General features: G+C 65.9%; 10 protein-coding genes. 5 read left to right on the top strand and 5 right to left on the bottom strand.

All coding sequences use genetic code 11. The features are described 5' to 3' along the window. The 4 genes from rimI to ACNI3Q_RS08595 are packed head-to-tail and all read right to left on the bottom strand — an operon-like array spanning position 1 to position 2,376. The gene (gene rimI, locus ACNI3Q_RS08580; RefSeq protein WP_426275795.1) at positions 1-495 is read right to left on the bottom strand and encodes a ribosomal protein S18-alanine N-acetyltransferase; all 495 of its coding nucleotides are present in this window, start codon (positions 493-495) and stop codon (positions 1-3) included. Then, positions 492-1,139 carry a tRNA (adenosine(37)-N6)-threonylcarbamoyltransferase complex dimerization subunit type 1 TsaB gene (gene tsaB, locus ACNI3Q_RS08585; protein ID WP_426275797.1) on the bottom strand — a complete coding sequence of 216 codons (648 nt, stop codon included), beginning with the start codon at positions 1,137-1,139 and terminating at the stop codon, positions 492-494. The genes rimI and tsaB overlap by 4 nt, the downstream gene beginning before the upstream one ends. A 10-nt stretch (positions 1,140-1,149) precedes the next feature. Next, positions 1,150-1,749 carry a malonic semialdehyde reductase gene (locus tag ACNI3Q_RS08590; RefSeq protein WP_426275799.1) on the bottom strand — a complete coding sequence of 200 codons (600 nt, stop codon included), beginning with the start codon at positions 1,747-1,749 and terminating at the stop codon, positions 1,150-1,152. Between the two features lie 51 nt (positions 1,750-1,800). Beyond that, complete coding sequence (locus ACNI3Q_RS08595) at positions 1,801-2,376, bottom strand: NifU family protein (RefSeq protein ID WP_426276654.1); 576 nt, start codon at positions 2,374-2,376, stop codon at positions 1,801-1,803. Positions 2,377-2,482: 106 nt separating this feature from the next. Here ACNI3Q_RS08595 and ACNI3Q_RS08600 point away from each other — a divergent pair, with 106 nt between their 5' ends. Next, entirely contained in the window at positions 2,483-5,419 is a 2,937-nt protein-coding gene (locus ACNI3Q_RS08600) for a M16 family metallopeptidase (RefSeq protein WP_426275801.1), read from the top strand. A 157-nt stretch (positions 5,420-5,576) separates the two neighbouring features. Here ACNI3Q_RS08600 and ACNI3Q_RS08605 read toward each other — a convergent pair whose 3' ends face one another. Continuing rightward, a complete protein-coding gene (locus tag ACNI3Q_RS08605; protein ID WP_426275803.1) occupies positions 5,577-6,719 on the bottom strand; it encodes a PQQ-dependent sugar dehydrogenase in 1,143 nt (380 codons plus the stop codon). A 130-nt stretch (positions 6,720-6,849) separates the two neighbouring features. On the opposite strand from ACNI3Q_RS08605, the gene ACNI3Q_RS08610 reads away from it, so the two are divergent. The 4 genes from ACNI3Q_RS08610 (at position 6,850) to ACNI3Q_RS08625 (ending at position 11,925) form a co-directional block, all read left to right on the top strand. Continuing rightward, positions 6,850-8,826: an alpha/beta hydrolase family protein gene (locus tag ACNI3Q_RS08610; RefSeq protein ID WP_426275805.1), complete on the top strand. Its 1,977-nt coding sequence runs from the start codon at positions 6,850-6,852 to the stop codon at positions 8,824-8,826. A 154-nt stretch (positions 8,827-8,980) separates the two neighbouring features. Then, the gene (rimP, locus tag ACNI3Q_RS08615) at positions 8,981-9,529 is read left to right on the top strand and encodes a ribosome maturation protein RimP (protein ID WP_426276656.1); all 549 of its coding nucleotides are present in this window, start codon (positions 8,981-8,983) and stop codon (positions 9,527-9,529) included. Between the two features lie 5 nt (positions 9,530-9,534). Beyond that, the gene (gene nusA, locus ACNI3Q_RS08620; protein ID WP_426275807.1) at positions 9,535-11,157 is read left to right on the top strand and encodes a transcription termination factor NusA; all 1,623 of its coding nucleotides are present in this window, start codon (positions 9,535-9,537) and stop codon (positions 11,155-11,157) included. Between the two features lie 102 nt (positions 11,158-11,259). Further along, complete coding sequence (locus ACNI3Q_RS08625; RefSeq protein ID WP_426275809.1) at positions 11,260-11,925, top strand: DUF448 domain-containing protein; 666 nt, start codon at positions 11,260-11,262, stop codon at positions 11,923-11,925. The last annotated feature ends 24 nt before the right edge of the window (positions 11,926-11,949 follow it).

Consider the following 11,949-nt stretch of genomic DNA (forward strand, 5'->3'; position numbering starts at 1 on the left):
TCAAACGCAACTGGAAATTGGGCTGTTCATCCCACTCTGGTGCAAATCGATGCTATAGCTGAACGCATCATGTAGTTGATTGTCGGCACCGCGATAATAGCCGGGCCGAACTCCGACGCGTTCAAAGCCAAATCCTTGATATAACTTAATTGCCGGGTTGTTTGCCCGTACTTCCAGATGGAGCCGTTTCAACTGGCGATCCTGGGCGCGCAGGAACACCGATCGCAGCAGCGTGGCGCCGATGCCGCGTTTCTGGCTGGCCGGATCGACGGCAAGCAGCAGCAGTTCCGCCTCGTCCACGATCATGCGGGTCAGCGCAAAGCCGGCGGCTCCGCGATCGGTGAGCGCCAGGCACAACCAGACGCCGGGCAGGCTCAGCATCCCGCTGACCTGCGCTGCGGTCCATGCCTCGCCATAGCGCGGGTCGAAGGCGGCGGCCATGATCCGGCCAACCTCGTCCAGCCGCGCGCTGTCGCCGTCGATCAGCTGAATCATGCCGCGTCGGTTCCGGCCGGAATGGCGGGGGTGGCGGCGGCACCCTTTACCTTCGCATCGGGTGCGCGGCCATAGATGGGGCGGGCGGGCAGGGCGCGAAGCGCCGGGGGCAGCAGCATGGCCCGTGCCGCATCCGGCAGCGCGTCGTGCGCATCGATGCCGGGGGCCAGCGCCTTCAGCTGTTCGGCGGCGCTGCCAAAGACAGGGCGGCCGGCGACCGCTTCGATCGCGGCGGCGGGGATGAGCGAGCGGAGCGCATCGGCCGGGGCGAGCGGGTGGCGGCCGAATGCCTGCACGAACAATTCGCCATGGCCGCCGATGATCGCCACCGACAACGGGCCATCCCCCGGTGCGGACGCAGCGATCAGCGCCATGGAGGAATAGCCCGAGACCGGAACGCCCCAGCCGATGCCAAGGCCGATGGCGGCGGCCAGGCCGACGCGAACGCCGGTAAAGCTGCCCGGTCCGCAATCGACCAGCACCTGGTCGGCGCGGCCGCCGCCGGGCAGGTCGGCGATCATCGGGACCAGCCGTTCGGCATGGCCGCGCCCAACGGTTTCGTGGCCCGACCCGACCAGCCTGTCCCCATCGAACAAAGCGACGGAACAGGCGGCGGTGGCCGTATCAATGACGAGCGTCTTCACGCCCCGGTCGTCAGTCGATCCGGTTGAATTTGTCAAATGCCGGACGGGGGCTGCGATCGAAGATTGTCGACGGATCGCCAACACCAAGCGTCGAGATGAAGTTGACGCGGACGTCCGGCTGGTCGGCAAAGAAGGTCTGGTTCAACCGATCCTCGTCGAACCCCGACATCGGGCCGGTGTCCAGCCCGACGGCGCGGGCGGCCAGGATGAAATACGCGCCCTGAAGCGAGCTGTTGCGAAACGCGCTGATGCGGCGCGCCTCTGCCTTGTCATCGCCGGCGAACCAGCTGCGCGCATCGGTATGCGGGAACAGCCAGGGCAGCTGCTCATGGAAATTCAGGTCCATGCCGATGATCACGCTGGCCGGAGCGGCGCGGATCTTGTCGGGGTTGGATCCGGATGCACATTCGGCCAGCCGTTCCTTTGCCGCATCGCTGAGGCACCAGATGAACCGGGCCGGCTGCTGGTTCGCGCTGGTCGGCCCCATCTTGAGCAGGTCATAGATGGCGTGGATGTGTTCCGCCGTCACCGGCGCGTCGGTAAAGCCGTTATAGGTGCGTGCGGTACGGAACAGCGTATCCAGCGCGGCATCGTCGATCGGCGTGCCCATTCAGATATTCTCCCGGTCAGCTAAGGGGGCGGCGCGGAACGCGCCATCGGATCAAACGGCCCGGACTTCCGTTACTTCGGGCACATAGTATTTCAGCAGCTGTTCGATGCCCTGTTTCAGCGTCGCGGTGGACGACGGGCAGCCGGAGCACGCGCCCTGCATCTGCAGGAACACCTTGCCCTCACGGAACCCGCGATAGACGATATCGCCGCCGTCATTGGCGACGGCCGGGCGGACGCGGGTGTCGATCAGTTCGCGGATCTGCGCGACGATTTCGGCATCCGCCTGATCGTCGTCGGTCGCCGCGTCATCGGCCGGCACGCTGATCCCCGCCGCGCTGCCCGGGGCGAACAGCGGCATTCCGGCCGAAAAATGATCGAGCAGGATGGCCAGTACATCCGGCTTTACATCCGACCATTGCGCGCCCGGCGCGATGGACACCGACACGAAATCGCGGCCGAAAAACACGCCGACGACATCGCCCAGGCCAAAGATCGCGGCGGCAAGCTGCGACGCCTCCGCCTCTTCCGGCGAGGCGAAGTCGCGGGTTCCCGCATCCATGACGACCCGGCCGGGCAGGAATTTCAGCGTGGCCGGGTTGGGCGTTGCTTCGGTTTCGATCAACATGGCATCCATGTGGGCGAGCCGGTGCAAAGGATCAACCGGCCACAGGGGCAAAATCGGCCCGGCAACTTCACTGGCCGTTCATCTTAAACCTCGCTAGGCTGACCCCATGCTGTCCATCAAGCGTCTGTCGCCCGTCACGGCCCTTGTCGCCGCCACCCTGTTCCTGCCCGCCATTGGCGATGCCCAGACCGTCCAGTCGCCGCCCGCGACGCCGGCCATCCCAGCCGCGCCAGCGACGCCGACCGCAGCGCAGGCGGACGATGTGCCGTGGCTGTTCAAGGGCAGCGACATTCCGCCGGATCGCGCCTGGACGTTCGGCGTGCTGCCCAATGGCCTGCGCTATGCGGTGCGCAACAATGGCGTGCCGCCGCAACAGGTGTCGGTGCGCGTCGCCATCGATGCCGGGTCGCTGATGGAACAGGACCATGAGCGCGGCTTTGCCCATCTGCTGGAGCATCTGACCGTGCGCGGGTCCGAACATGTGCCGGACGGCGAATCGAAACGGGTGTGGCAACGGCTGGGCGTGACGTTCGGCGCGGACAGCAACGCATCGACCAGCTTTACCCAGACCGTGTACAAGCTGGACCTCCCCGCCGCGACGCCGGAGGGGCTGGACGAAAGCCTGCGCATCCTGTCGGGCATGATGACCGGCCCTGTCCTGACGCAGCAGGCGCTGGATGCCGAACGCCCGGTGGTGCTGGCCGAACTGCGCGAGCGGCCGGGGGCACAGGTGCGGATGTCCGATGCCAGCCGCGAACATGTGTTCCAAGGCCAGCCGATTGCGGAACGATCGCCCATCGGCACGATCCCGACGTTGCAGGGCGCGACGGCCGCGACGGTCAATGCGTTTCACAAACGCTGGTATCGCCCCGACCGGGCCGTGGTGATCATTGTCGGCGATGCTGATCCCGCGGCGCTGGAAGCGGCGGTAAAGAAGCATTTTTCGGACTGGAAGGCCGAAGGTCCTGCTCCTGCCGAGCCGGATTTCGGAAAGCCGGTTGCGACGGGCAAGGAAGTGCGGGTGGTGACCGAACCGGCGCTGCCGCCCATGCTGTCCTATGCCTATGTCCGGCCATGGGCGATCGAGGCGGACACGATCCTGTTCAATCAGGAACGCATGATCGACTGGCTGGCGGTCCAGGTGCTGAACCGCCGCCTGGAATCGCGCGCCCGCGCCGGGGGCAGTTTCATCAGCGCGCAGGCGTCGCTGGACGATGTGTCGCGGTCGGCCAATGTCACCAGTCTGCAGATCCTGCCGCTGGGCGATGACTGGCAGGCGGCGCTGCGCGATGTGCGCACGGCGGTTGCCGAACTGATCGCGGTGCCGCCTGCCCAGGCGGAGATCGATCAGGAAGTTGCCGTGTTCCGGTCCGGGCTGGAAACCGCCGTGGCAACCGCGCGGGTCGAGGCAGGCGCGCTGATCGCCGACAATCTGGCCGAAGCGGTCAGCATCCGGGAAACCGTGGCCGGGCCGGTGATGTCTCTGGAAATCTTCAAGGGCGCTGTCGACAAGGGCTTTTTCGTGCCCGCGCGGATCAAGGCGTCGCTGGAAAAGCTGATGCAGGGCACGGCCCGCCGCGCGCTCATCAACACGCCCAAGGGCGGCGACGGCGTGGAGGCAAAGCTGGCCGCCGCCCTGGATGCGCCGGTGACGGTGCCGACCACGCAAAGCGAGCAGCGTGCCGTCAGTTTCGACCAGCTGCCCAAGCTGGGCCAGCCGGGCAAGGTCGTCGCGCGCAAGTCGGCGCTGACCGACCCGGCGGTCGAGCAGGTGGATTATTCCAACGGATCGAAGCTGCTGCTGTTTTCCAACGATGCCGAAACCGGCAAGGTGTATGTGAAGGTCCGTTTTGGCCGTGGCCGGCAGGCATTGCCGCGCGGACGCGAAAGTGCGGCATGGGCGGCGGGGCTGGCCCTGTTGCCCGGCGGCATCGGCGATCTGTCGCAGGACGAAATCGACCGGATGACGGCGGGGCGGCAGATCGGCATGCAGTTCGCCATCGAGGATGACAGTTTCGTCCTGGCCGCGCAGACGACGCCGGCGGACCTCAAGGACCAGTTGCGCCTGATCGCGGCCAAGCTGGCCAAGCCCGCATGGGACCCGCGCGTCGTCGAACGGGCGCGGGCGGTGGCGCTGGCCGGATATGATACCCGGGACCTGTCGCCCGACAGCGTCCTGTCGGCCGAGCTGGACCGGTTGATGATGAACGGCGATCCGCGCTGGGGCCAGCCGGACCGTGCCGCGATCGAGGCAACGACCCCGGCGGCGTTCCGCAAGCTGTGGGAGCCGCTGCTGGCAACCGGGCCGGTCGAGGTTCAGGTGTTTGGCGACGTCCCAGCGGAAACCGCCGTTGCGGCGGTGGCCGAGACGATCGGCGCGCTGGCCAAGCGGCGCGATGCGCCCGCCAGCACCGCGGGCATCGCCTTTGCCAAGCCGGTCGAACAGCCGGTGACCCGCACCCATCGCGGGCAGGAAGATCAGGCGGCGGCCGTCATTGCATGGCCCACCGGCGGGGGCAGCGCGGGCATCGCGGAAAGCCGCAAGCTGGAATTGCTGGCTGCGATCTTTCGCGACCGGCTGTTCGATCAGCTGCGTTCGCAAGCCGGGGTCAGCTATACGCCCAATGTCGCCAATCAGTGGCCGGTCGGCCTGCCCGCAGGCGGATCGATCATGGCGATCGGCCAGGTGCCGCCGGACAAGACCGATTTCTTCTTCAAGCTGGCCGGAGAGATTGCCGCCGATCTGGCCGCCAATCCGGTCAGCCCGGACGAATATCGCCGGGCCGTGGTGCCGACGCTGCAGCTGATTTCCCGCTATGCCAGCGGCAACATGTTCTGGATGCAGCAGACCGAGGGCGGGACGCGGGACCCGACCCGGCTGGCCGCCGTCGATACGCTGATCGAGGATTTCACCCGGTCGAGCCCGGAGGAAATCCAGGCACTGGCCGCCAAATATCTGGTGCCGGGCAAGGCGTGGAAACTGGCGGTGGTGCCCGATGCCAAGCCGGCGGGCACGGCCGCTGCCGCATCGGCTGGCCGCTGATCGGCGGGCTGCCCCGCTGCCTCAGGCCGCGGGGAGCAGGCGGCAAAGGCGGGCCGGTAGCACCTTCCGCCAGCACCCGGAGCGCGCCATCCGGTGCCTCGCGAACCCTGAAAGGGTCAGCGCGAGTGCAACCGGTGCGCGCGCCCGCCGGATTCGATCACCCCTTTGGCGTCAGCTTGAGCAGCCGGCCCTGCGACCCGCGCCCGCCGTCCTCAAGCACGAACAATTCGCCCTTTGGCCCCTGTTCCACCTCGCGGATGCGGGCGCCCATGTCCCATTGATCCGCCTTTGCCGCGTCCGTGCCCGTCACCCTTACATGGACCAGCGACTGGGACGACAGGCCGCCGATGAAGATGTCGCCGCGATAATCGGGGAACATCGTGCCGGAATAGACGATCAGGCCGCCGGGCGAGATCACCGGGTTCCACGAAACCTTGGGCTTTTCGAACTCGGGCCGGGTGCTGTGATCAGGAATATCCTTGCCATCATAATGATCGCCGTCGGACACGATGGGGTAGCCATAGTTGCGGCCGGGCAGCACCAGGTTCACCTCATCCCCGCCCTTTGGCCCCATTTCCTGCTCCCACAGATTGCCCGCGCCATCGAACGCGATGCCCAGCAGGTTGCGGTGGCCATAGCTCCACACGGCGGGATGGAACCCCTTTGCCATCAGGCCGGGATCGCCCGCGGGTGTGCCATCGTCCTTGAGCCGCAGCACCTTGCCCAGCGTCGCCTTGGGATCCTGTGCCGGATCGAACTTCTGCCGCTCGCCATTGGTGAAGAACAGATGCCCGTCGGGGGCAAAGGCGATGCGGCCCGAATAATGGCCCGCGCCCTCCACGAACGGGGCGGCGGTAAAGATCGTGGTCAGCCCGTCGAGCCGGGGGGCGGGGCCGTCCACCATCCTGCCGCGGGCAAGCACCACGCCCTTGCCGCCATTTCCGGCGGTGGAATAGCTGAGATAGACCATGCCGTTGGACGCGAATTGCGGATGAAGGACGACATCCATCAAGCCGCCCTGGCCCTCTGCATCCACGCCGGGGATCGTTGCCACCACGGTCTTCGTCTTGCCATCGGCGGACAGCAGGACAAGCTGCCCGGCCTTTTCCGTCACCAGCGCCCGGCCGTCGGGCAGGAACGTCATCGCCCAGGGCGCGGTGAAATCGGCAACTTCGGCAATGGTGAAGGCATCGGCCGCCTTGCCGGTCGTCGGGCTGTTCTGCGCCGCCGCGTCGCCCGCCTGTCCACAGGCCGCCGCCGCGAACGCAAGGGCGATGATCGATGCCTGAACTTTCATCATGAACGCATCCTCTATTCTTAGGTTCGGATTGTGGAACCATTCCGGATCGGAATTGATCCGGCCTTAACTGGCAATAGTTGCAACCGCCACAGTCGATCGGCAAGATCAGCCCCGATAAAGGGGAGTGTGTATGCGTTTCAGGGGGCTGTTGAGTGCGTTGTTGCTGATCGGCACGGTCGCCCATGGCAAGTCGGTTCAGGACAGGCCGGTTGAGGATAAGCCGGCAGGGGACAAGCCGGCTGAGGACAGGGGCGCAGCGGGGCCGGCCGTATCCGCCGCCGATATGGGTGCCAGCGCCGCGATCCTGTCGCCGCAGCTCTCGCCCGACGGAACCCACATAGCCGGAATCGGCAAGCTGTCGATTGGCACGAGATTGCTGATTGCGAAGGTGGATACGCCGACCGAGGGGATGCGGCGCATCGCGGTGCCCGAGGGGCTGACCGTTGAATGGATGCGCTGGGCGGGCAATGACCGTTTGCTCGTCAGCTTTTCCCTGATCAGCAGATGGGAGGGCGAGGATCGGCGCGCGACGCGCCTGGCCGCGCTCGATCTGAAGTCGGGTCGTTCCATCTTCATCGGATTGAAGGAACAGAGCTTTGACGGCGACGACATCGTCCATGTCGACAAGGATGGCGGGTATGTGATCCTGTCGACCCAGGCCACGCCCTATGAATATCCGTCCGTCTTTCGGTTCGATCTGGCGACGGGCAAGGCCAAGCTGTTGCTGCCGCCTAGAGGCCAGGTCTGGAACTATGTCGCCGATTCGACGGGCGTGGTCCGCGTCGGCATTCGTCATGCGGATACGGGCTGGTCGCTGCTGTATCGATCCAGCGAGAAAGAGGCGTTCAGCGTCGCCGTTCAACAGGCAAAGCGCGGCACAGCAAGTCGGCCGATCGACGGGTTCACCATCCTGCCCGGCAGCGACCAGGGTTATGTGACGACGACGGATGAGAGCGGCCGCTTCGCGGTCCACCGCTTTGATTTTGCGAAGAACGAACTTGGCGAAAAGCTCTATGGCGCCAGCGGGCACGACATCAGCGATTATGAAGTGAGCAACGCGGGCGCCATCGAGGCGGTCTGGTATGTCGATGATCGACCGCGTACGCTGTGGGTGGACGAGGCGATGAAGCAGCTTCAGGCGAAGATCGACCGCGCTTTGCCGGGCATGACCAACATGATCGTGTCGCGCAGCAAGGACGATGCGCGCATCCTGGTGTTCAGCGGTTCCGATACGGATCGCGGTGCCTATTACCTGTATGATTCTGCGGCGCGCACGCTGTCGCTGCTGATCGATCCCTATCCGCCGATCGACCGGGCGCGGCTGAGCCCGATGGAGGCGGTCAGCTATGCGGCGCGCGACGGCCTGACCATTCCCGCCTATCTGACCCTGCCCAAGGGCCGCGAGGCAAAGGCGATGCCGCTGATCGTCATGCCGCATGGCGGGCCGTTTGCGCGGGACGAATGGGGATTCCATTCCTGGGTGCAGTTCCTGGCGGCGCGCGGTTATGTGGTGTTGCAGCCCAATTTCCGCGGATCGACCGGCTATGGTCGCGAGTTTGTGGTGAAAGGCACCGGCGAATGGGGCCGTGGGATGCAGGACGATGTGGATGACGGCGTCCGCTGGCTGGTCGAGCGCGGCATCGTCGATCCCAAGCGCGTCTGCATCATGGGCGGATCCTATGGCGGCTATGCCGCAATGTGGGCAGCCGTGCGAAACCCGGACATCTATCGCTGTGCGATCAGCTGGGCCGGCATTTCCGACGTGGCGTCGATGCTGCGGTATGACGCGCGCGAGATGGCGGCGACGCGGTACTTCATGGACTGGCGGGATCGGGTGCGGGGCGATGATGATTTCAAGCTGGCGCAGATATCGCCGATCAAGGCGGCCGAACGCATCAACATTCCCCTGTTGATCGGTCACGGTGCCAAGGATGACAATGTACCGCTCTATCAGTCGCGGCGGCTGCACGAGGCGCTGGAAAAGCTGGGCAAGCCGCACGACTATGTCGTGTATCCGGGGGAAGGGCACAGTTTCAGCGATCCGGCGGTGGCGACCGATTTCCTGCAGCGGGTCGAGGCGTTTCTGAGACAGCATAACCCCGCCTGATCCGCCGCGGATTTCCCGCCGCTCCATCCGGGCTTGTGGCGCGCGGCGCTTCGGCGTATAGAGGCCGTGCTTTCTCGACATCGTCAAACGTGCCGAGGTCGGGCCCCACCGGGTCCGGCACCGAAAGCGCATGGATGCATCAACCGGAGTGCCGATGGCCAATCTCGCCGCCCTGACCCAGATTATCGAGCCGGAGGCGCGTGCGCTCGGTTTCGATCTGGTGCGCGTCAAGATGTATGGCGGCACGTCGGACCCGACGCTGCAGGTGATGGCCGAACGGCCCGAGACGCGCCAGTTGACCATCGATGATTGCGCCGCGCTGTCGCGCCGCATTTCCGATGCGATGGACGCGCTGGAGGCCGCAGGGCGCGACCCGATCGACCATGCGTACCGGCTGGAAGTATCCTCGCCCGGCATCGACCGGCCGCTGACGCGCCTGAAGGATTTTGCCGACTGGGCGGGACATGAGGCGCGGATCACGCTGGCCGAAAAGCTGGATGGCCGGAAGCAGTTCAAGGGCGACCTGGCCGGTGTCGAGCCGAACGGCGAGGTGATCCAGATCGTCGATGCGCAGGGCGTCCAGCACCATGTGCCGTTCGCACTGGTCGAGGATGCAAAGCTCGTGATGACCGACCGGCTGATTGCCGCAACCCAACCCCTCTCGGCCGATGGCGCCGACGAGATCATCGAAGTGGAAGGATAAGAGGAATGGCCACCGCCGTTTCCGCCAACAAGGCCGAACTGATCGCAATCGCCGATTCGGTCGCGCGCGAAAAGCTGATCGACCGCGCCATCGTGATCGAGGCGCTGGAAGAAGCGATCCAGCGCGCCGCCAAGACCCGCTATGGCGTCGAAAACGACATCCGTGCCAAGCTGGACCCGCAGTCCGGCGACCTGCGCCTGTGGCGCGTCGTCGAGGTGGTCGAGGCCGTCGACGATTTCTTCAAGCAGGTCGATGTCGCGCAGGCGCAGAAGCTGCAAAAGGGTGCCGTGGTCGGCGATTATATCGTCGATCCGCTGCCCCCCATCGAATTCGGCCGCATCCAGGCCCAGGCGTCGAAGCAGATCATCTTTCAGAAGGTCCGCGATGCCGAGCGCGAGCGGCAGTTCGAGGAGTTCAAGGACCGCCAGGGCGAGATCATCACCGGCGTCGTCAAGCGCGTCGAGTTCGGCCATGTGGTCGTCGATCTGGGCCGGGCAGAGGGCGTCATCCGCCGCGACCAGCAGATCCCGCGCGAAGTCGTCCGCGTGAACGATCGCGTCCGGTCGATCATCCTGAATGTACGCCGTGAAAACCGGGGGCCGCAGATCTTCCTGAGCCGCGCGCATCCCGAATTCATGAAGAAGCTGTTCGCGCAGGAAGTGCCGGAAATCTATGACGGCATCATCGAGATCAAGGCCGCGGCCCGCGATCCGGGCAGCCGCGCCAAGATCGGCGTGATCAGCCATGATTCGAGCATCGACCCCGTCGGCGCGTGCGTCGGCATGAAGGGCAGCCGCGTGCAGGCCGTCGTGCAGGAAATGCAGGGCGAAAAGATCGACATCATCCCCTGGTCGCCCGACACGGCAACCTTTGTCGTCAACGCGTTGCAGCCGGCCAATGTCGCCCGCGTCGTGATCGACGAGGAAGAGGACCGGATCGAAGTCGTGGTGCCCGACGACCAGCTGTCGCTGGCGATCGGCCGTCGCGGCCAGAATGTCCGCCTGGCCAGCCAGCTGACCGGCAAGGGCATCGACATCCTGACCGAGACGGATGCCAGCGAAAAGCGCCAGCAGGAGTTTGTCGAGCGCACCGCCCTGTTCGAAAAGGAACTGGACGTCGACGAGACGCTGGCCCAGCTGCTGGTTGCCGAAGGCTTCACCGAGCTGGAAGAAGTCGCCTATGTCGAGCTGGACGAACTGGCCAGCATCGAAGGGTTCGACGAGGAGCTGGCGCAGGAGCTGCAAAGCCGTGCCCAGGAAGCACTCGACCGCCGGGAAGAGGCGAATCGCGAGGCGCGCCGGGCACTGGGCGTCGAGGACGCGCTGGCCGACATCCCCTATATGACCGAAGCGATGCTGGTCACGCTGGGCAAGGCGGGGATCAAGACGCTGGACGATCTGGCCGACCTGGCCACCGACGAGCTGGTCGCCAAGAAGCGGGCCGAACCGCGTCGCCGCGGCAACGACACGGCGCCGCAGCGTGCCGAGGACAAGGGCGGCATCCTGGCCCAGTATGGGCTGAGCGAGGAACAGGGCAACGAGATCATCATGGCCGCGCGCGCGCATTGGTTCGCCGATGACGATGTGGCCGAAGCTCAGGAGGACGCAGTTGCGGATTCCGAGCAATGATCGGCCACGGCTAAGCCCTGAAGCGGGTAACGCTGGTCCATTCATTCCCCCGGCCGGTGGTCGGGGGAAGGGATGCGCCATGTCCGGACCGGAGGCGCGCGCATGAGCGATCCTGTCCGCACCTGTATCCTGTCGCGCGAGGAAGCGCCGCGCGACGGCCTGATCCGGCTGGCGCTGGCGCCTGACGGACAGGTGCTGCCCGATATCCGTGCCAAGGCGCCGGGGCGGGGGGCGTGGATCGGCGCGGATCAGGCGGAACTGACCGACGCCATGGCGCGCGGCAAGCTGCGCGGTGCGCTGTCGCGGGCATTCAAGACCAATACGCTGACCATCCCCGACGATCTGGCCAGCCGCATCGCAGGCCAGCTGCGTCAGGCGGCGCTTGACCGGCTGGGGCTGGAAGCGCGGGCGGGAACGGTGCTGACCGGATCGGAAAAGATCGCCGCAGAGGCGCGGGCGGGCAAGCTGGCCCTGCTGATCCATGCCGCCGATGCCGGGGCCGATGGTGCCGGCAAGCTGGCCCAGGCATGGCGCGTGGGCATGGGCGAGGAGGGCGGTGGCCGCAGGGGGCTGACATTGCCGCTGGAACGCCCCATATTGTCGATGGCGCTGGGCCGGGAAAATGTCGTCCATATCGGCGTCATCGATTCCGGCGCCGCGCGGCGCATAACGGACGCCATCGAGCGCTGGCTGCGATTTATCGGTCCCGCACCCAATGCCCAACCTTGCGAAACTGCTTCGCAAGGGGCATCGGCTGTCGGCGGCTGACGAGACGAATGAAATCAGGGACGG

Source organism: Sphingomonas eleionomae (genome assembly GCF_049889035.1).
GTDB lineage: Bacteria > Pseudomonadota > Alphaproteobacteria > Sphingomonadales > Sphingomonadaceae > Sphingomonas.

Excerpts from the sequence above, each read along its gene's own strand:
- ACNI3Q_RS08600 (WP_426275801.1), top strand. The coding sequence starts at position 2,483 with ATGCTGTCCATCAAGCGTCTGTCGCCCGTCACGGCCCTTGTCGCCGCC.
- ACNI3Q_RS08595 (WP_426276654.1), bottom strand. The coding sequence starts at position 2,376 with ATGTTGATCGAAACCGAAGCAACGCCCAACCCGGCCACGCTGAAATTC.
- rimI (WP_426275795.1), bottom strand. The coding sequence starts at position 495 with ATGATTCAGCTGATCGACGGCGACAGCGCGCGGCTGGACGAGGTTGGC.
- ACNI3Q_RS08590 (WP_426275799.1), bottom strand. The coding sequence starts at position 1,749 with ATGGGCACGCCGATCGACGATGCCGCGCTGGATACGCTGTTCCGTACC.
- nusA (WP_426275807.1), top strand. The coding sequence starts at position 9,535 with ATGGCCACCGCCGTTTCCGCCAACAAGGCCGAACTGATCGCAATCGCC.
- ACNI3Q_RS08605 (WP_426275803.1), bottom strand. The coding sequence starts at position 6,719 with ATGATGAAAGTTCAGGCATCGATCATCGCCCTTGCGTTCGCGGCGGCG.
- rimP (WP_426276656.1), top strand. The coding sequence starts at position 8,981 with ATGGCCAATCTCGCCGCCCTGACCCAGATTATCGAGCCGGAGGCGCGT.
- ACNI3Q_RS08610 (WP_426275805.1), top strand. The coding sequence starts at position 6,850 with ATGCGTTTCAGGGGGCTGTTGAGTGCGTTGTTGCTGATCGGCACGGTC.
- ACNI3Q_RS08625 (WP_426275809.1), top strand. The coding sequence starts at position 11,260 with ATGAGCGATCCTGTCCGCACCTGTATCCTGTCGCGCGAGGAAGCGCCG.